17 protein-coding genes are annotated in these 18,414 nt (G+C 64.0%); 8 read left to right on the plus strand and 9 right to left on the minus strand.

Features of this window, described 5'->3' with window-relative positions; genetic code table 11:
• Window positions 1-168 precede the first annotated feature (168 nt).
• Genes RFM40_RS14165 through RFM40_RS14180 form a run of 4 tightly spaced genes read left to right on the plus strand, consistent with a single transcriptional unit; the run spans window position 169 to window position 5,154 of the window.
• The gene (locus RFM40_RS14165) at window positions 169-1,182 is read left to right on the plus strand and encodes a carbohydrate ABC transporter permease (protein ID WP_320225017.1); all 1,014 of its coding nucleotides are present in this window, start codon (window positions 169-171) and stop codon (window positions 1,180-1,182) included.
• 1 nt (window position 1,183) lies between these two features.
• Window positions 1,184-2,338, plus strand: a complete 1,155-nt coding sequence (locus RFM40_RS14170) for a carbohydrate ABC transporter permease (RefSeq protein WP_320225018.1) — start codon at window positions 1,184-1,186, stop codon at window positions 2,336-2,338.
• A gap of 4 nt (window positions 2,339-2,342) precedes the next feature.
• Entirely contained in the window at window positions 2,343-4,007 is a 1,665-nt protein-coding gene (gene bglA, locus RFM40_RS14175) for a beta-galactosidase BglA (protein WP_320225019.1), read from the plus strand.
• A gap of 34 nt (window positions 4,008-4,041) precedes the next feature.
• Window positions 4,042-5,154, plus strand: a complete 1,113-nt coding sequence (locus RFM40_RS14180) for an ABC transporter ATP-binding protein (RefSeq protein WP_320277705.1) — start codon at window positions 4,042-4,044, stop codon at window positions 5,152-5,154.
• A 191-nt stretch (window positions 5,155-5,345) separates the two neighbouring features.
• On the opposite strand, the gene RFM40_RS14185 is transcribed toward RFM40_RS14180, so the two are convergent.
• The 8 genes from RFM40_RS14185 to RFM40_RS14220 form a co-directional block, all read right to left on the minus strand.
• Window positions 5,346-5,576, minus strand: coding sequence for a DUF680 domain-containing protein (locus RFM40_RS14185; RefSeq protein ID WP_292339601.1), 231 nt, complete (start codon window positions 5,574-5,576; stop codon window positions 5,346-5,348).
• Between the two features lie 105 nt (window positions 5,577-5,681).
• The gene (locus RFM40_RS14190) at window positions 5,682-5,885 is read right to left on the minus strand and encodes a DUF680 domain-containing protein (protein ID WP_320225021.1); all 204 of its coding nucleotides are present in this window, start codon (window positions 5,883-5,885) and stop codon (window positions 5,682-5,684) included.
• 482 nt (window positions 5,886-6,367) lie between these two features.
• The gene (locus tag RFM40_RS14195) at window positions 6,368-7,114 is read right to left on the minus strand and encodes a ferredoxin reductase (protein ID WP_320225022.1); all 747 of its coding nucleotides are present in this window, start codon (window positions 7,112-7,114) and stop codon (window positions 6,368-6,370) included.
• A 38-nt stretch (window positions 7,115-7,152) separates the two neighbouring features.
• Complete coding sequence (locus tag RFM40_RS14200) at window positions 7,153-7,764, minus strand: molybdopterin-dependent oxidoreductase (RefSeq protein ID WP_320218343.1); 612 nt, start codon at window positions 7,762-7,764, stop codon at window positions 7,153-7,155.
• A gap of 116 nt (window positions 7,765-7,880) precedes the next feature.
• The gene (locus RFM40_RS14205) at window positions 7,881-9,428 is read right to left on the minus strand and encodes a DegQ family serine endoprotease (protein WP_320225023.1); all 1,548 of its coding nucleotides are present in this window, start codon (window positions 9,426-9,428) and stop codon (window positions 7,881-7,883) included.
• A gap of 186 nt (window positions 9,429-9,614) precedes the next feature.
• Entirely contained in the window at window positions 9,615-10,361 is a 747-nt protein-coding gene (locus RFM40_RS14210) for an MBL fold metallo-hydrolase (RefSeq protein ID WP_320277706.1), read from the minus strand.
• Complete coding sequence (locus RFM40_RS14215; RefSeq protein ID WP_320225235.1) at window positions 10,361-11,527, minus strand: diphosphate--fructose-6-phosphate 1-phosphotransferase; 1,167 nt, start codon at window positions 11,525-11,527, stop codon at window positions 10,361-10,363. The genes RFM40_RS14210 and RFM40_RS14215 overlap by 1 nt, the downstream gene beginning before the upstream one ends.
• Before the next feature lie 143 nt (window positions 11,528-11,670).
• Window positions 11,671-12,360, minus strand: coding sequence for a L,D-transpeptidase (locus RFM40_RS14220; RefSeq protein WP_320225236.1), 690 nt, complete (start codon window positions 12,358-12,360; stop codon window positions 11,671-11,673).
• 310 nt (window positions 12,361-12,670) lie between these two features.
• On the opposite strand from RFM40_RS14220, the gene RFM40_RS14225 reads away from it, so the two are divergent.
• The 3 genes from RFM40_RS14225 (at window position 12,671) to xylB (ending at window position 16,271) form a co-directional block, all read left to right on the plus strand.
• Window positions 12,671-13,294, plus strand: a complete 624-nt coding sequence (locus RFM40_RS14225; protein ID WP_320225026.1) for a LysE family translocator — start codon at window positions 12,671-12,673, stop codon at window positions 13,292-13,294.
• 114 nt (window positions 13,295-13,408) lie between these two features.
• Window positions 13,409-14,734 carry a tetratricopeptide repeat protein gene (locus RFM40_RS14230; protein ID WP_320225027.1) on the plus strand — a complete coding sequence of 442 codons (1,326 nt, stop codon included), beginning with the start codon at window positions 13,409-13,411 and terminating at the stop codon, window positions 14,732-14,734.
• 82 nt (window positions 14,735-14,816) lie between these two features.
• Window positions 14,817-16,271: a xylulokinase gene (xylB, locus tag RFM40_RS14235; protein ID WP_320225029.1), complete on the plus strand. Its 1,455-nt coding sequence runs from the start codon at window positions 14,817-14,819 to the stop codon at window positions 16,269-16,271.
• Between the two features lie 227 nt (window positions 16,272-16,498).
• Here xylB and RFM40_RS14240 read toward each other — a convergent pair whose 3' ends face one another.
• The gene (locus RFM40_RS14240; RefSeq protein WP_320225030.1) at window positions 16,499-16,861 is read right to left on the minus strand and encodes a nuclear transport factor 2 family protein; all 363 of its coding nucleotides are present in this window, start codon (window positions 16,859-16,861) and stop codon (window positions 16,499-16,501) included.
• 112 nt (window positions 16,862-16,973) lie between these two features.
• Here RFM40_RS14240 and xylA point away from each other — a divergent pair, with 112 nt between their 5' ends.
• Complete coding sequence (gene xylA, locus RFM40_RS14245; RefSeq protein WP_320225031.1) at window positions 16,974-18,299, plus strand: xylose isomerase; 1,326 nt, start codon at window positions 16,974-16,976, stop codon at window positions 18,297-18,299.
• Window positions 18,300-18,414: the final 115 nt, after the last annotated feature.

Below are 18,414 nucleotides of genomic sequence, written 5' to 3' on the forward strand. Positions count from 1 at the left end.
CGGCAAAGCATCAGACTTCCTGATCCTCCTACTGGATCCGGGCCACGGCCCGGATCCGACCGGCGGCAATCGCCGGAAGCCTTCGCGTTCGATTGTTCCGAATAACTGGAAGTCGGCGCATCCGATCGCCAGGCCTGCCTGGCCGGTCATGCGCAGGGAGAGGGACCCATGGCGGCTCAGATTTTCTCGGCCATATTCGTCATCATCATCGGCGTCGGCGGCTGTGTCGCCTATTTCTGGGGCGCCAACAAACTGCTCGACGTCATCTTCCCGTCGCGCGGCGTCTCGGGCAGCACCGCCGTCGACAATCTGCGCCGGCAAGGTCTGGTGCGGCCATGGCTGTTCGTCGGCCCCGCGATGATCATCCTCACCATCTATCTGATCTATCCGGTCGTCGAGACGCTCAGGCTCTCCTTCCTCGATCGCGGCGGCGCGAGCTTCGTCGGCTTCTCCAATTACGAATGGGCGTTCGGCGACCGCGAGTTCCGCAACTCGATCCTCAATAACATCGTCTGGCTGGCGGTGGTGCCGGCGGCCTGCACCTTCCTCGGGCTGATCATCGCCGTGCTGACCGACAAGATCTGGTGGGGCACGATCGCCAAGAGCCTGATCTTCCTGCCGCTGGCCATCTCCTTCGTCGGCGCCAGCGTGATCTGGAAATTCATCTACGAATATCGCGGCGAAGGCCAGGTCCAGATCGGTCTGCTCAACGCCATCATCCAGTATTTCGGCGGCCAGCCGCAGGTGTGGATATCGCTGCCGTTCTGGAACAATTTCTTCCTGATGGTGATCCTGATCTGGATCCAGACCGGCTTTGCCATGGTGATCCTGTCGTCGGCGCTGCGCGGCATTCCGGAAGAGACGCTGGAAGCCGCGGTCATCGACGGCGCCAATCCGTTCCAGATCTTCTGGAAGATCATGGTGCCGCAGATCTGGGGCACCATCGCCGTGGTCTGGACCACCATCACCATCCTGGTGCTGAAGGTGTTCGACATCGTGCTGACGATGACCAACGGCCAGTGGAACAGCCAGGTGCTGGCCAATCTGATGTTCGACTGGATGTTCCGCGGCGGCGGCGACTTCGGCCGCGGCGCGACGATCGCCATCATCATCATGATCGCCGTCATTCCGATCATGGTCTGGAATATCCGCCAGGCCAACAAAGAGACGGGAGGGCATTGAGATGAGCGCCAAGACCGGAAAGTCCTTTGCCAGCCGATTCGGCGTCCACATAGCGGTGCTTGTCTTCGTGGCGATCTGGACCGTGCCCACGCTCGGCATCCTCGTCTCGTCGCTGCGCGACAAGGACCAGATCATCGCCTCGGGCTGGTGGAATTCCTTCGCCAGTTCCAGCCAGACCGAAGCCGGACGGCTTCCGGCGGCGTCAGCGCAGGCGCAGAAGGACGGCAAATACGTCATCGAGGGCAACATCTTCGGCGACGGCACCAAGCGCGACATCAGCGCCTTCGGCGTCAAGTCGTCGGCGCCGACGCAATATCCCGCCGGCACGGCGGCCGATCTCGGCGACGGCGTCAGCCTGCAAGTCAACGCCGACGGCAGCTTTGCCCTGTCCTCGCCGAAGGCATTCGAAGGCGAACGCGGCCAACGCGTCTACTTTGCCTCCTCGGCGCCGCCGAAATTCACCACCGACAATTACCGGACGGTGCTGTTCTCTGAAGGCATCGGCCGCTCCTTCATGAACTCGCTGACGGTGACCATTCCCTCGACCGTCATCCCGATCCTGATCGCGGCCTTCGCGGCTTACGCGCTGGCCTGGATGCGCTTTCCCGGCCGGGCACTGTTGATCGCCGTCATCATCGGCCTGCTGGTCGTGCCGCTGCAGATGTCGCTGATCCCGTTGTTGAAACTCTACAATGGCGTCGGCAGCTTCTTCGGCGTGCCGTCGAAGACCTATCTCGGCATCTGGCTGGCGCATACCGGCTTCGGCCTGCCCTTCGCCATCTACCTGCTCAGGAGCTACATTGCCGGCCTGCCGCGCGAGATCATGGAATCGGCCCGCATCGACGGCGCCAGCGACTTCGAGATCTTCGTCAAGATCGTGCTGCCGCTCTCCTTCCCGGTGCTCGCGTCCTTCGCCATCTTCCAGTTCCTGTGGGTATGGAACGATCTCTTGGTGGCGATGGTTTTCCTCGGTACCGAGGCCGATCAGATCGTGCTGACGGCCAAGCTCAACGCGCTGCTCGGCTCGCGAGGCGGCGACTGGGAGATTCTCACGACATCGGCCTTCGTGACCATCATCGTGCCGCTGATCGTGTTCTTCTCGCTGCAACGCTATTTCGTCCGCGGGCTGCTTGCCGGCTCGGTGAAAGGAGGTTGAAAAAATGCAATCGGCTTTGAAGGCGACTTCGAGACCGGACCCCGCCCTCGATCGCGACTGGTGGCGGGGCGCGGTGATCTACCAGATCTATCCGCGTTCCTATCAGGACTCGAATGGCGACGGCATCGGCGACCTGAAAGGCATTGTGCGGCGGCTGCCCTACATCGCCTCGCTCGGCGTCGACGCGATCTGGATCTCGCCCTTCTTCAAATCGCCGATGAAGGATTTCGGCTACGACGTGTCGGACTATTGCGACGTCGACCCGATGTTCGGCACGCTCGCCGATTTCGATGCGCTGGTGACGGAAGCGCATCGCCTCGGCCTCAAGGTGATGATCGACGAGGTGCTGTCGCATACCGCCGACATCCACCCCTGGTTCAAGGAAAGCCGCTCGAGCCGCGCCAATCCAAAAGCCGACTGGTATGTATGGGCTGATGCCAAGCCCGACGGCACGCCGCCCAACAACTGGCTGTCGATCTTCGGCGGCTCGGCCTGGCAGTGGGACACCAGCCGCCAGCAATATTACATGCACAATTTCCTGGCCGAGCAGCCCGACCTCAACTTCCACAACGGAGAAGTCCAGGACGCGCTGCTCGACATCACGCGCTTCTGGCTGGAGCGCGGCGTCGACGGCTTTCGCCTCGACACCATCAATTTCTACTTCCACAGCCAGGGGCTGGAGGACAATCCGCCGCTGCCGCCGGAAGAGCGCAACGACCAGACGGCGCCGTCAGTCAACCCCTACAACTACCAGGACCATATTTACGACAAGAGCCGGCCGGAAAACCTCGGTTTTCTCGAGCGTTTCCGCGCGCTGCTCGACGAATATCCGGCGCAGGCCGCCGTCGGCGAGGTCGGCGACTCGCAGCGCGGGCTGGAAGTGGTGGCCGCCTACACCGCCGACGGCAAGCGCGTGCATATGTGCTATTCCTTCGACTTCCTGGCACCTGAAAAGATCAGCGCCGCGAAGGTGCGGACGGTGCTGGAAGCGTTCGGCCAGGTCGCCAGCGACGGCTGGTCCTGCTGGGCCTTCTCCAATCATGACGTGATGCGGGTGGCCTCGCGCTGGGCCGCCAACGAGGCCGACCCGACCGCTTACCTCAAGGTGATCTCGGCGCTGTTGATGTCGCTGCGCGGCTCGGTCTGCATCTATCAGGGCGAAGAGCTCGGCCTCGGCGAGGCAGAACTCAAGTTCGAGGACCTGCAGGACCCATACGGCATTCGTTTCTGGCCGGAATTCAAGGGCCGCGACGGCTGCCGCACGCCGATGGTGTGGGAAGCGGCGGCCAGGAATGGCGGTTTCTCGAGCGCCAAGCCCTGGCTGCCGGTGCCGGGCAAGCATCTTTCGCAGGCGGTGAACGTGCAGCAGGGCGATGCGAGCTCGCTGCTCGAGCACTACCGGCGCTTCCTCGCTTTCCGTCGCCAGCATCCGGCGCTGGGCAAGGGCGACATCGACTTCATCGAAAGCGACGGCGACACCGTCGCCTTCACGCGACGCGAAGGCAACGAGCGCATCGCCTGCGTCTTCAACCTCGGCAGCAGGCCTGCCGAGGTCGATCTCGGCAAAGGCTCGCTGCAGGCCTTGCAGGGGCATGGCTTTTCGGGACAAGCTGGCACTGGCCCCATCCGCCTCGGCGGCTATGGCGCCTGGTTCGGGCGGATCGACTGAGTTTAGAACAGACAATCATTGGGAGGAGGAAACCATGGCCGATGTCACGCTGAACCAGGTGAAGAAATCATACGGCAACCTCAACATTCTCCACGGCATCGACCTGGACATCAAATCGGGCGAATTCATCGTCTTTGTCGGGCCGTCGGGCTGCGGCAAGTCGACCTTGCTGAGGTCGATCGCCGGCCTGGAGGAGATCACGTCTGGCGTGCTCCAGATCGACGGCGAGGTGGTAAACGACGTGCCGCCGTCGATGCGGGGCATCGCCATGGTGTTCCAGTCCTATGCGCTTTATCCGCATATGACGGTCTACGACAACATGGCCTTCTCGATGAAGATCGGCAAGGAAAGCAAGGCCGAGATCGATAAGCGCGTGCGCCAGGCGGCCGAGATCCTGCAACTCACCAAATATCTCGACCGCCTGCCCAAGGCGATGTCGGGCGGTCAGCGCCAGCGCGTCGCCATCGGCCGCGCCATCGTGCGCAATCCGAAGGTGTTCCTGTTCGACGAGCCGCTGTCGAACCTCGACGCGGCGCTGCGCGTCGCCACCCGCATCGAGATCGCAAAGCTGAAGGAATCGATGCCGAACACGACGATGATCTACGTCACGCACGACCAGGTCGAGGCGATGACGCTGGCGGACCGCATCGTCGTTTTGAAGGAAGGCGTTGTCGAGCAGGTCGGCACGCCGATGGAGCTCTACAAGCGGCCGGGCAACCTGTTCGTCGCCCAGTTCATCGGCTCGCCGGCGATGAACATCCTGCCGGCGAAGATCGAGAAGGCCGGCAACCCGACCGTGGTCAGCCATGTCGGCGGCCGCAAGGCCACCGTCCCGATCGCGACGCCGGCCTCGGCGAACGGCGCGGCGGTGAGCTTCGGGGTGCGGCCCGAGGATCTCGCGATCGCCACCGGGCAGGACTATCTGTTCGAAGGCAAAGTCGACTATATCGAGCAGCTCGGCGAGGTTCAGCTCGTCTATGTCGATATCGGCCGCGCCGACCTGCCGCTGGTGGCCAAGCTGCCCGGCAATGTCGAGGTCAAGCGCGGCGAGACCTTGCGGCTGAATGCCAGCGCCGGCGACCTGCATATCTTCGACGCGAATGGGCACTCCTTCACGCTGCAGCGCGAGGAGGCGAAGGCGGCTTGAGGTCTTCCTCGTCCCTCAGGAGCGACCCGGCAAAACAAAGAGCGGCGGGCCTGGCCCGCCGCTCTTTTTCATTCAACTGTTTGCGGCTGTTAGAGCATGATCCCGAAAAGTGGGAACCGGTTTTCGGAAAAAGATCATGCTCCAGCAAAGAGTTAGATCGCGATGGCGATTCAACGAAACGCCATCACGGTCTAGCGGCCGAACAGGTTGCGGTCGCTGCCTTGCGGGGCCGACTTGTGCACGTCGCCCGACGAGTTCAGCAGCTTGTAGACCGCTGAGTCGGAGCCGACCGATGAAGTGCGCGTCGTGTCGACCGAAGCGGCCGGCTGATCAGCACCCTTGGAGCCGTAGTTGTCGCTGGCCGCAAAGGCAGCGCTGGACAGGGCCAAAACGGCCGCGGCAGCAAGAACGATCTTCTTCATTTTAGTACTCCTGAATATCCTGAATTCCGTGGAGGCGGCGGGCAACCCCGCCGTCCGTCTCTGCCGGCCATGGCCCCTCATCGAATCATGGCCGCGTTTCGACAGTTAGTTGTTGCCGAAGAGGTTGCGGTCGGCGCCCTGAGCAGGCTTCTGGGCAGCCGGTTCCGGCTTGTTGACCGAAGCCGTGTAGGAAGTGTCGACCGCGGCAGCCGGCTGATTGGCGCCGTTGGAACCGTAGTTGTCGCTACCAGCGAAGGCGCTGCCGGAAATGGCCAGAAGGGCGGCGGCAGTAAGGACAATCTTTTTCATTTTTGGTACTCCAGTATCGTTTTTGCGTCCGTCTAGCGGCGTGTCTTGGGAATGAAATCGCGTCGTTCGGACAGCGCCGATGTGGGTAAGCCGACTGCCGGATTCCAATCACGAAGTTGTTCCGGCTGGACCATGAATCCACACCTTGAAATTGTACCATCGGTTCCTAGTTGAGGATTTTTCCTTGGTAAAATCATTGGCTTAGCTCATTCCGTCGTTTGGCTCACCAAACGTATCCGACTGCCAATGTTCACCCCATCTTGCACGCACCGTCAACAGAAACGAACCGTTCGGTTCGATTTTAGAATCTCCTAATAGTCACTTTTCGATACCGTTAACCATTTCGAGGCTGATCGGGACCCGATTCGGAAGCGTCGCCGGTTGCGGCCAAGGAGGGAGAAATCGGCGTTCCGGGATGGCCGGCTGAAGCAGGTGGAGTCCGATATGTTCTGGCGCGCAGAGCGGGCTGAGACGGCGAGCGTTCAAACGCCGTAGCGCTCGGTGCGGATGAGCCCTGCCGGAACGCCGGCATCGATCAGGGCCTCAGTGGCGGCCGACACGAACGCGTTCGAGCCGCAGACATAGGCGAGCCTGGGCGCCTTCGGCAGCCGCTCCATGGCTTGGCCCATCATATGGGCATCGACGCGCCGGGAATAGTCGGCCGGGCGCCGAGCCTGCTCGCGCGTCAGCGTGAGCACCAGATCGAAGCCGTCGCGGCGGTCGTCAAGACCGATCAATTCGTCGCGGAAGATCACCTCGTCCCAGACCCTGGCCGAAAACACCAGCGCGATCGGCGCAGCCGATTTTTGCAAGGTGCGGTGGCGCACCATCGCCATCAGCGGCACCACGCCGGAACCGCCGCCGACCAGAAGGATCGGCCCGGCGTCGCTCGCCTCCCAGATGAAGTGGCCGCCAAGCGGTCCGCGCAATTCGATCTCGTCGCCCACCTCCGCCACATCGTGGAAGAAAGGCGAAACCTCGCCATCGTCGAGCCGCTCGATCGCCAGCTCGATACCCGCGCCTGCCTCCGGCGCGGAGGCGATGGAATAGGACCGGCGCGCCTGATAGCCATCCGGCGCCGTCAGCCTGATGTCGACATGCTGCCCCGCCAGATGGACGAATGGCCGCGACGGCTGGAACCAGAAGCTGGTGACGCGCGGCGTGCGCTTTTCGATGCGGGTGATCGTGGCCGCCTGCCACGGCGATTGCGGCCGCGCCTCGGCGCTCATGGGTCGCCCCTCACAGATCGCCCCTCATGGATCGCCCCTCACGGATCGCTTGAATAGCGTTGCTCGCGCCAAGGGTCGCCATACATGTGATAGCCGCGCAGCTCCCAGAAACCCGGCTCGTCGCGCTCAGTGAACTGCAGCCCGTTCACCCATTTGGCCGACTTCCAGAAATAGAGATGCGGCACCAAAAGCCGCGCCGGCCCGCCATGATCGGGGGTTATCGGCTTGCCCTCGTAAAGCAGCGCCACCATCGCCTTGCCGGTGACGAGGTCCTTGGTCGGCACATTGGTTGAATAGCCGTCGAAGGACAGCGCCAGCGTGAAGGCGGTCGGCGGCTCGATGCCGGCATCGGCAAGAACGTCGTCGATCAGCACACCCTGCCAGGGCGTGTTGAACTTGGTCCAGGCCGTCACGCAATGGATGTCGCGGGTCATCTTGCCCTGAGGCAGGGCGTTGAATTCGGCCCAGTTCCACTTCTTGATCGGGCGCGGCCCGTGCTTGAGCGTGAAGGACCAGTCCTCGGTGCGCACGCGCGGGGTAGGCCCTGCCGAGAGAACCGGAAAACCCTGTTCCAGATATTGCCCCGGCGGGATGCGCGCATCGGTGTCCGAGGGAGGACGCCGTCCGGAAAAGAAGCCTCGGGTAACCATCGAGATACCACTCGCAATTGGTTTGATCGATCCCGGCACTGTTCTCGAAGACGCCCCGGCGGGCAACAGAAATCTCGGGAAGGACCTGCCGGCGTACCGGCAGGTCCTTGTGTTTGTCAGCCGGCGGCGAAAGGCACGGCGACGAAGATCTGCGCGTCGCCGCGATCGACCAGCAGCAGCACCGACTTCTTGCCGGACTTGCCGGCCTCGGCGATCGCCTGGTTTGCCTGCCTGGCGCTTTTTACCGGCGTGCGGTCGACGGCGACGATGACATCGCCCGGCTCGATGCCGGCGGACGAAGCCGCCTTGTCCGGGTTGACACGTTCGACCACGGCGCCGCGCTGGTTGTCGGTAAGGTTCAGCTGCTGGCGGATGTCGGGCGTGATGTCGGTCAGGCCAAGACCAAGCGACGGCACGCGCAAACCCTGTTCGGTGGACGGCTTGCCCTCCTCGCCGTTGGAAGCGGTCTGCGCGTCTTCGGTGTTGCGGCCGACATCGGCGGAGATCTGCATGGCCTTGCCGTTGCGCCAGACACTCAGCGTCTCCTTGGCGCCTGGCGAGACATCGGCGACGGCGCGCGACAGGTCCTTCGGATCCTTGATCTCCTGGCCGCCGAAGCCGGTGATCACGTCTCCGGTCTCGATGCCGGCCTTGGCCGCCGGCGACCCGTCGGTGACCTGGGCGACCAGCGCGCCGCCCGGATGATCGAGGCCGATGGCGCTGGCGACATCCTGGGTGACAGGCTGGATCTGCACGCCGAGATAGCCGTATTCGATATCGCCGCCCTTCATCAGCTTGGCGACGACCTTTTGGGCCTGGTTCGACGGGATGGCGAAGCCGACGCCGACGCTGCCGCCATTGGGCGAAAAGATCGCGGTGTCGATACCGACGACATTGCCGCTGACGTCGACCAGCGGCCCGCCGGAATTGCCGTGGTTGATCGGCGCGTCGATCTGGATGAAATCGTCGAACGGCCCGCTATGCAGGTCGCGGCCGCGTGCCGAGACGATGCCGGCGGAGACCGTGGTGCCGATGCCGAACGGATTGCCTATCGCCAGCACCTGGTCGCCGGTCATCAGCTTGTCGGAATCGCCCCATTTGACGGTCGGCAGCGACTTGCTCGCCTTGATCTTAAGCACCGCCAGATCGTTCTTGGCGTCGTGGCCGACGAGCTTGGCGGGAAGCTCGGTGCCGTCGTCCAGCGTCACCTTGATCGAGGTCGCGCCGTCGACGACGTGGTTGTTGGTAACGATGGTGCCGTCCGCGCCGACGATAAAGCCGGAGCCCAAAGCCTCCTGCCGCGGCGATTGCTGCTGCGGTGGCGTCTTCGGCATCGGCATGCCCTGGTCGCCGAAGAACTGCTGGAAATACTGGTCGAAGGGCGAATTGCCGTCGAAGGGCGAGCCGTCGCCCGTTGGGCCGGCCTGCGCCTTCATCACGGTGGTTACCGTGACGACGGCCGGCTTGGCGGTGGCGACAACCGGCGCGAACGAGCCGTTCGGGGCGGTGATGCCGGCGACCGGCGTCTGTGTCGTGGCGACCACGTTGCTCAGGCCGGCATTGCCGGTGTTTTGCGCAAAGGAGACCACAACGGGAGAGATGATCAGCGCAGCGCCCAGCAGGGCCGCGACGCGATGTCTGCGAAGAATGCTGATAGGTGACATGGTCGTTCTGTCCGGGCGAGAGTTGATCTGGCGCCGCGGGTTTTTCCAGGGACGCACCCGTCGGCGTGTCGACGACCGGGATTGCCTGTCTCGCCACGCAGAACAGCCGGCCGGATCGACAGCCATGCATCTAGGGTGCGGAATGGCCCGAATTAGGGTTTTGAGGCGACCTTACGAAGATTTAATTCAGAGAGCGCTCACGAAGCGCTCTCTCCGGCGCAGATAGGCGGAGGCGATCTCACGCATGCGCTGGCCGTTGAAACTCGGGCCATGGCCGCCATGGCCGATGCGTATCGGCAGGTCGAGCAGCCGCTGCATGGTGCGGCAATAGGCAGCACGGTCCGAATCCGGCAGATCGTCGATCAGCATGCCGTCATAGATGGCGTCGCCGGCGAAGAACAGGCCGTCGGCCTCGTCGAAAAGCGCGATCGAATCCGGCGAATGTCCCGGCAGATGCAGGACGCGAAATTTTCGGTCGCCGAGATCGACCACATCGCCCTCGTCGAGCGCGCGGGTCAGCGGCGCCGACGGAATCCGGTAGTCACTCGCCTTCCAGTCGGACGCCGGCAATTTGGACACCGCACCGTCGAGATTGTGGAACATGTAGGCGTAGGTGACGGCATCATCCATGCTGTCAAACTGCGCCGCGCTGATCCCAGGCCCCATGCGCAACGGGAACTCATGCAGCGACCCGACATGGTCGAGATGGATATGGGTGGCGACGACAATCAGCGGCTTCCCCGCCGGCATGTCGATCTCAGGCGCCAGCGGGCAGATGCCCATGCCGGTGTCGACCAGCAGGTCGGCGTCCCGGCCCTTCAAATGCCAAATGTTGGCGCGCACGAAATCATGCACGAACGGCTCGGTCAGCATCGTCGTCCTGGTATCGACAATGGCCTTGCCGAACCAGTCGCCCACCGCAAGCTCGCCCATCAGACGAAGGGCTTTCCGACCTTGTACTTTTCCGGCACCAGCCGCTTCAGATAGGCCATGCCGGCCTCTGACAGCTGATTGACGTCGGGCTTCATGAAATCGTCCGGCATGTGACGCGTCTTGCCGGCGACCGCCTTGAGCGGCACCTTCTTCAGTACGGTCTTCGTTCCATCGAATTGCAGCGCCACCGAGCCGCCGCCTTCCTCGGCGACGGCAACTGCGAAGGCGCCGGCATCGAAGGCTTCCTCGGCGTCGACGGCGCTGATGGCGCCGACATAGCCGCGCGGCATGTAACCCAACGCATCGACACGCGCCCGCTTGCCCGGCAGGCCTTCGGCCAGCGCGCGCTCGAGCGCCGCCGGCAGGTCGCTGCCCGACAATTTGACGTTGCCGTGCTGGTCGCGCTCGAGCTTTTCGGGCGGCACCAGGCTTTCGACCAGCGCCTTGCCGTCGGCGGTGCTGACGCCTTCCGAGACGGCGACGATGCAGCGCTTGTGGCGGTCGAGCGTCTTGCGGACATCGTCGATGAAGCGTTCGGCGGAAAAGGGCCGCTCCGGCACATAGACGAGATGCGGGCCGCTGTCGGGATCGAGCTGCCAGGCGGCCGCGGCGGCGGTCAGGAAGCCGGCATGCCGGCCCATGACGATGCCGACATAGATGCCGGGCAGCGCGCGGAAATCGAGATCGACGGAGAGGAAGGCACCGGCGACGAATTCGGCGGCCGAAATGAAGCCCGGCGTGTGGTCGTTCTCCTCGAGGTCGTTGTCGATGGTCTTCGGCGCATGCACGAAAGCCATCGTGCCGCCTGCGGCATCGGTCAGGATTTGCTGGGTGCCTGAGGTGTCGTTGCCGCCGATATAGATGAAGGCATCGGCGCCGGCCTTCTTCAGTCCGTTGAGGATGACCTCGCAATAGGCGGCGTCAGGCTTGTCGCGGGTCGAACCGAGGGCGGCGCTCGGCGTGCCGGCGATCAGCCGCAGCTGGTCCTCAGGGATGGCGGAGAGATCGACATAGTTGCCGTCGCGGATGCCGCGCACGCCATGGATCGAGCCCAGCACCTTGGCGCCGGGGTGGCGCTTGCGGATCTCCAGCGTGGCGCCGACGACCGTCTGGTTGATGACGGCGGTCGGGCCGCCGCCCTGCGCGATGACGAAAGTTCCGGCCATGATCTTCTTCTCCCGGGCGAGGGTTTTCACGGCACCTTCGCCTGTCTTGCGGCATCGCGCAACGGAAGAAACTCACGCGTGCCGCCCAAAAGTGTGGAGCGGTTTTGGGATAACGGCACGCATCAGAAGAAGGTCGGCGCGAATCAGACGACGACGACCGGGTTCTTCTTCGAGACGCGGTTATAGAGGTCGATGATATCCTGGTTGATCAGGCGCACGCAGCCCGACGACATCGCCTGCCCGATGCTCCACCATTCCGGCGAGCCGTGGATGCGGTAACCGGTGTCCTTGCCGTCCTGGTAGATGTAGAGCGCGCGGGCGCCGAGCGGATTGGTAAGGCCGCCGGGCTGGCCGCCCTGCCATTTCACCAGTTCCGGCTTGCGCTGGATCATTTCCGGCGGCGGCGTCCAGACCGGCCATTCGCGGCCATACTGGATGTTGGCGCGACCCGACCAGCGGAAACCGTCCTTACCGATGCCGACGCCATAGCGGATGGCATCGCCGCCCGGCTGGACCAGATAGAGCATGCGTTCCTTGAGATGGACGACGATGGTGCCGGGCGCCTCGCCGGTCTTGTCGACCACGATCTGGCGGCGGAACTCCGGCTTGACCTTCTGCCATGGCACCACAGGCACCTGGAAGCCACCATCGGTGAGGGAAGCATACATCACGTCCGGGCCGGTGATGTTCTTGTCGACGCTGATCGCCGGGCGCATCGGGTGGACGGAACCTGTCACCGTATCGTCGAGCTGCAATTGCGGCAGATCGAGCGTCTCGGTGGTGCTGCAGCCGGCGATGCCGAGCAGCGCCATGGCGCCCATGCCGGAAAGCATGGCGCGGCGGGAAAGCGGAATTTCGGTTTCGATTGTGTCGCCGTTCGAAGGCGGCGTCAGACTTTGCGGCAACTCGCGCATGCACCAGACCCTACGCTGTCGGCGGGAAGCACGGTCCGGCCGAATGGCGGGCATTTTCAGCATTCATGGTTGAAAAAGCGTGAAAGGCCGAAGGTCGGGCTTAACCCTAACAGCCCGTTACTTCGCCGAAAGAAGGCGCCAGGCCGGCGCCGAAGATTTCCCGATTGCCCTCTTTACAATCGCGACGACCCCAGGATTTATCCTGTTCTTTGCGCTCAAGGAGTAGGAAATGTCCTTCGAAAACTGGGCTGCCTTTGCCGCCGCCTCCACCATTCTTCTCGTCATCCCGGGTCCGACGATCCTCCTGGTCGTCTCCTATGCGCTGGGCCAGGGCTGGCGCACTGCGCTGCCCATGGCGGTCGGCGTCGCGCTCGGCGACTTCACCGCCATGACGCTGTCGATGCTCGGCATCGGCGCGCTGCTCGCGGCTTCGGCCACCGTGTTCACCATCCTTAAGGTGATCGGCGCCGGCTATCTTATCTATCTCGGCATAAAACTCTTCCGCGCCGGCGGCGCGCTGAAGGCGGAATCCCGCACCGACGCGGTGTCGGCGGCAAGGATGATGGCGCATGCCTGGCTGGTCACCGCGCTCAACCCCAAGAGCATCACCTTCTTCGTCGCCTTCCTGCCGCAGTTCCTCGACCGGCACGCCGATTTCTGGACGCAGATGCTTATCTTCGAGACGACCTTCCTGGCGCTCGCCTTCAGCAACGCCTTCGGCTATGCGCTGGTGGCATCCAGGGCCCGCGCGATCGTGCGCAACCCGAAGGCGGTCCGCATCTTCAACCGCAGCGGCGGGGCACTGCTGGTCGGCGCCGGCATCGCCACGGTGGCGATGCGCTCCAGCAACTGAGGCCAAGCCCGGCTCAACATTGTCGAAGCCCAGTCCTTACTGGTTGGCGGGCCGTCGTGCGATGTTCTAGGATCGCTTCAGTTCGACTAGGACGGTAGCATCGAAGGACGCGGCATGGCGGTGAAGGACGCATTCGGTCTGACCTATTCAGGCGCGACCGACACCGGTTTTTCGTCCTACGGCCGGGCCGTGCACGAACTGCAGTGCTTCATCGGCGACCCGGTCGCTTCCGTCGACAGCGCCATCGCCGACGATCCAGGCTTCGTCATGGCGCATGTGTTCAAGGGCTATCTGTTCGGTCTCGCCACCGAGCGGGAGGCAACGGCGGTTGCCCGATCCTGCCACCAAGCAGCGCTGCCGCTGGCCGGCACAACGCGCGAACAGGCGCATGTGTCCGCCCTCGGCCATCTCGCCGAGGGCCGTTGGCATGAGGCCGCCCGCATCCTCGAGGATATCGCGATCGACAATCCGCTCGACGGGCTTGCACTGCAGGTCGGACACCAGATCGACTTCTTCACCGGCAATGCCCGCATGCTGCGCGACCGCATCGGCCGGGCGCTGCCGGCCTGGAAAAGGGGGATGCCGGGCTACCATGCCGTTCTCGGCATGCAGGCCTTCGGGCTGGAGGAGATGGGCGACTATGCCCGCGCAGAATCCTTCGGCCGGCAGGCGATCGCGATCGAGCCGCGCGACGGCTGGGCGCAGCACGCGGTCGCACATGTCATGGAGATGCAAAGCCGGCAAAGAGACGGCATCGCCTGGATGCGCGCCAACCCGCAGGCGTGGACGAAGGACAGCTTCCTCAAGATCCACAATTGGTGGCATCTGGCGCTGTTCCACTACGACCTCGGCGAGACTGACGAGGTGCTCAAGCTCTATGACGGGCCGATCTACGGCGACCGCTCGACATTGGCGCTCAACATGGTCGATGCCTCGGCGATCCTGTGGCGCCTGCATCTCGGCCACGTCGATGTCGGCGACCGCTGGGCAGCACTTGCCGCGAACTGGATGCCGAAGGCCGCCGCCGGCAATTACGCCTTCAACGACGCGCATGCGATGATGGCCTTTGTCGGCGCGGGGCTGGAGGCGCCGGCGCGGACCTTGCTCGAAGCGCAACGCGAAGCGATGGATGACAGCGATGACAATGCCGCCTTTACCCGCGACGTCGGCCACCCGCTGACGCTTGCCGTCAAGGCATTCGGCGCGGGCAACTATGACGAAGCGGCGCGCCTGATCCGGCCGATCCGCTCGATTGCCCATCGCTTCGGCGGCAGCCACGCGCAGCGCGACGTGATCGACCTGACGCTAATCGAGGCCGCGCTTCGCGCCGGTGATGGCGCACTGGCCCGGGCGTTGGCCGCCGAGCGCCAGCTGGCGCGGCCCGAGAGCCCGCTGTCGGCGCTGTTCTCGCGAAGCGCGGCCGATTTGTCGGAGAATTGACCCGAGGCGGATCTTGTCATAAGAACTGGCCAAGCCAGATTTTTTCGAGATCCGAAAAAATTAATGGCAGTGGGAGGAAATCATGTATCTCGGCCTCGACCTGGGCACCTCGGGCGTCAAGGCGCTGCTGATCGATGCCGGGCAGAAGGTGATCGGCTCCGGCCATGGCTCGCTCGACGTCTCGCGCCCGCATCCCGGCTGGTCCGAACAGGACCCCGCGCATTGGATCGAGTGCTGCGAGACGGCGATTGCCGAGCTCCAAGCTTCCCATCCGAGGGAACTCGCGGCCGTCAAGGGCATCGGCCTTTCCGGCCAGATGCATGGCGCGACCTTGCTCGACGCCTCGGACAAGGTGCTGCGCCCCTGCATCCTGTGGAACGACACGCGCAGCCATGTCGAGGCTGCAGCGCTCGACGCCGACCCGCGCTTCCGCAAGCTCACCGGCAACATCGTGTTCCCGGGCTTCACGGCGCCGAAGCTTGCATGGGTGAAGAACAACGAACCGGCAATCTTCGCCAAGGTGGCCAGGGTGCTTCTGCCCAAGGATTTCTTGCGGCTCTGGCTGACCGGCGAGCACATTTCGGAAATGTCGGATTCGGCCGGCACGTCCTGGCTCGACGTCGGCAAGCGGCGCTGGTCCTCCGAACTGCTCGCTGCAACATCGCTCGACGAAAGACAGATGCCGTCGCTCACCGAAGGCACGGCGAAGGCCGGCGCCCTGCGCGGCGAGCTCGCCTCGAAATGGGGCATTGCGGCCGGCATCCCGGTTGCCGGCGGCGCCGGCGACAACGCGGCATCGGCCTGCGGCATGGGCACGGTTCGCGCCGGCCACGCTTTCGTCTCGCTCGGCACGTCGGGCGTGCTGTTTGCCGCAAACGCTTCCTACCTGCCCAATCCGGAAAGCGCGGTGCACACCTTCTGCCATGCGCTGCCCGCCACCTGGCACCAGATGGGCGTCATCCTGTCGGCCACCGATTCGCTCAACTGGCTGTCGGAAATCACCGGAAGAAGCGCCGGCGACCTGACCGGCGAGCTCGGCGACACGCTCGAGGCGCCGACAGGCGTTACCTTCCTGCCCTATCTCTCCGGCGAGCGCACGCCGCACAATGATTCCGCCATCCGCGGCTCGTTCACCGGCCTCGCCCATCAATCGAGCCGGGCCGCGCTGACGCAGGCCGTGCTCGAAGGCGTGGCGTTTGCCTTCCGCGACAGCCTGGAAGCGCTGAAGACGGCCGGCACGACGCTGACCCGAGTGACAGCGATCGGTGGCGGCTCACGCTCGCGCTACTGGCTGAAGGCGATCGCCACCGCGCTGCAGGTGCCGGTCGACCTTCCCGCCGACGGCGATTTCGGTGCCGCCTTCGGCGCGGCTCGGCTCGGCCTGATCGCCGCGACAGGTGCCGATCCGCTTGCCGTCTGCACCGCGCCGGCGACCGACGTCACGATCGATCCGGACGCCGGCCTCGGCGGCGCCTTCGCCGACGCCTATCAGCGGTACAGAGCGCTCTATCCGGCGATCCGGAGCGTGACCGCGTGAGCGGGCGCGAGGCACCCTGTAGTCACATGAGTGGGCGCGAGGCACTCCCCTCTGCCCTGCCGGGCATCTCCCCCTCAAGGGGGGAGATTGGCAGCTTCGGCGCCGTTGCGCTTTTTTCAGTGCTGGCGATTGGCGAAGGTCCGCGTGACAGTCAATCTCCCCCCTTGAGGGAGAGATGGCCGGCAGGCCAGAGGGGGGTGCCTCGCGCCTACCTTAACCGCCAAGCCTCACTGCGCCGGCACCTTGTCGAGGAAGCCGGTGACGCTCTTCAGGCGGCCGTTCTCGATGACGCCGATGTCGGTGCCCTCGATGACGGATTCTGTGCCTTCGGGTCCCAGATTCCACGAGAAGCGGATGCGGTCGGCGAACCCGTCCGGCTCACCCTTCAGCGAGAAGCGGAAGCCGGCGAAGCGCTGCTGGACGCCGTCGATCAGCGCGGCGATGCCCGCATGGCCATCGCCCTGCATGACCGGGTCGCGATAGCTGACGTCGCTGGTGAAGGCTGCCTCGAGCAAGGCCTTGCGGCGCGCCGCATCGCTCTCGTTCCAGGCGGTGATGTAGTTGCGGGCGATCGTGTTGAGGTCGGTCATTGTCTTCATCCTTCGTTGGATTGTTTCGACATGACGTTTTTCGCCCAAGGAAAGAGCGAAACCAATTACGCCTGAGGTAATCGGGCGGAAGCACTTGGAGAGGAAGGAAACCATGAGCAGCGGCTTTTTCGGCGACATCAAGAAGATCAAGTATGAGGGGCCGGATTCGACCAATCCGCTCGCCTACCGGTTCTACAACCCGGACGAAGTGGTGGCCGGCAAGCGGCTGGAAGACCATCTGCGCTTCGCCGTCGCCTACTGGCATTCCTTTGCCTGGCAGGGCGGCGATCCGTTCGGCGGCCAGACCTTCGACCGCCCGTGGTTCGCCAAGGCCGGCGGCGTCGACACGATGGAGTTGGCGAAGCTCAAGGCCGATGTCGCCTTCGAGATGTTCTCGCTGCTCGGCGCGTCCTATTTCTGCTTCCACGACGCCGATGTCCGCCCTGAGGGCAAGGACTTTTCGGAGAGCGCCGCGCGCCTCGACGAGATCGCCGACTATTTTTCGGCCAAGATGAAGCAGACCGGCGTCAAGCTGCTGTGGGGCACGGCGAACCTGTTCTCGAACCGCCGCTTCATGGCGGGCGCTGCCACCAATCCCGATCCGGACGTATTCGCCTATGCGGCGGCGACGGTGAAGAGTTGCATCGACGTCACCAAGCGGCTGAAGGGCGAGAACTACGTGCTGTGGGGCGGGCGCGAAGGCTATGAGACGTTGCTCAACACCGATCTTGCGCGCGAGCAGGAGCAGGCCGGCCGCTTCCTCAACCTCGTCGTCGACTACAAGCACAAAATAGGCTTCAAGGGCACGATCCTGATCGAGCCGAAGCCGCAGGAGCCGACAAAACACCAGTATGATTACGATGTCGCGACCGTCTACGGCTTCCTCAAGCGTTTCGGGCTGGAGAAGGAGGTCAAGCTCAACATCGAGCAGGGCCACGCGATTCTCGCCGGCCATTCCTTCGAGCACGAACTGGCCTTGGCCAATGCGCTCGGTATCTTCGGCTCGATCGACATGAATCGCAACGATTACCAGTCCGGCTGGGACACCGACCAGTTCCCCAACAATGTGCCGGAAATGGCGTTGGCCTACTACCAGATCCTGCAGGGCGGCGGCTTCAAGACCGGCGGCACCAATTTCGACGCCAAGCTGCGGCGCCAGTCGCTCGACCCGGAAGACCTGCTGATCGGCCATATAGGCGGCATGGACGCGTGCGCGCGGGGCCTCAAGGCGGCGGCGAAGATGATCGAGGACAAGGCGCTGTCCGGGCCGCTCGCCGAGCGCTATGCCGGCTGGAACACGGCCGAGGGCAAGGCAATGCTTTCGGGCAAGCGCACGCTTGAAGAGATCGCCGAGCGCGTGGTGAAGAAAAAGATCGAGCCGCAGCCGCGCTCCGGCCGGCAGGAACTGCTGGAGAACATCGTCAACAGGTATGTCTGAGGCGTCTTGTGGCACCCCGATGTGGAGCCGCCGAGCCTGAAATTGCATTCCGCGCGGGGCTGAGACCGACGACAAGGTTTTGCCCCGCGCTGCCCCTCAATCGCCCCGCTCTTGC

The organism is Mesorhizobium captivum (assembly GCF_033977165.1).
GTDB lineage: Bacteria > Pseudomonadota > Alphaproteobacteria > Rhizobiales > Rhizobiaceae > Mesorhizobium > Mesorhizobium captivum.

Coding starts and splice junctions, on each gene's coding strand:
- RFM40_RS14165 (WP_320225017.1), top strand. CDS start 169: ATGGCGGCTCAGATTTTCTCGGCCATATTCGTCATCATCATCGGCGTC.
- xylA (WP_320225031.1), top strand. CDS start 16,974: ATGAGCAGCGGCTTTTTCGGCGACATCAAGAAGATCAAGTATGAGGGG.
- RFM40_RS14190 (WP_320225021.1), bottom strand. CDS start 5,885: ATGAAAAAGATTGTCCTTACTGCCGCCGCCCTTCTGGCCATTTCCGGC.
- RFM40_RS14240 (WP_320225030.1), bottom strand. CDS start 16,861: ATGACCGACCTCAACACGATCGCCCGCAACTACATCACCGCCTGGAAC.
- bglA (WP_320225019.1), top strand. CDS start 2,343: ATGCAATCGGCTTTGAAGGCGACTTCGAGACCGGACCCCGCCCTCGAT.
- RFM40_RS14230 (WP_320225027.1), top strand. CDS start 13,409: ATGGCGGTGAAGGACGCATTCGGTCTGACCTATTCAGGCGCGACCGAC.
- RFM40_RS14210 (WP_320277706.1), bottom strand. CDS start 10,361: ATGGGCGAGCTTGCGGTGGGCGACTGGTTCGGCAAGGCCATTGTCGAT.
- xylB (WP_320225029.1), top strand. CDS start 14,817: ATGTATCTCGGCCTCGACCTGGGCACCTCGGGCGTCAAGGCGCTGCTG.
- RFM40_RS14195 (WP_320225022.1), bottom strand. CDS start 7,114: ATGAGCGCCGAGGCGCGGCCGCAATCGCCGTGGCAGGCGGCCACGATC.
- RFM40_RS14170 (WP_320225018.1), top strand. CDS start 1,184: ATGAGCGCCAAGACCGGAAAGTCCTTTGCCAGCCGATTCGGCGTCCAC.
- RFM40_RS14200 (WP_320218343.1), bottom strand. CDS start 7,764: ATGGTTACCCGAGGCTTCTTTTCCGGACGGCGTCCTCCCTCGGACACC.
- RFM40_RS14185 (WP_292339601.1), bottom strand. CDS start 5,576: ATGAAGAAGATCGTTCTTGCTGCCGCGGCCGTTTTGGCCCTGTCCAGC.
- RFM40_RS14220 (WP_320225236.1), bottom strand. CDS start 12,360: ATGCTTTCCGGCATGGGCGCCATGGCGCTGCTCGGCATCGCCGGCTGC.
- RFM40_RS14205 (WP_320225023.1), bottom strand. CDS start 9,428: ATGTCACCTATCAGCATTCTTCGCAGACATCGCGTCGCGGCCCTGCTG.
- RFM40_RS14180 (WP_320277705.1), top strand. CDS start 4,042: ATGGCCGATGTCACGCTGAACCAGGTGAAGAAATCATACGGCAACCTC.
- RFM40_RS14215 (WP_320225235.1), bottom strand. CDS start 11,527: ATGGCCGGAACTTTCGTCATCGCGCAGGGCGGCGGCCCGACCGCCGTC.
- RFM40_RS14225 (WP_320225026.1), top strand. CDS start 12,671: ATGTCCTTCGAAAACTGGGCTGCCTTTGCCGCCGCCTCCACCATTCTT.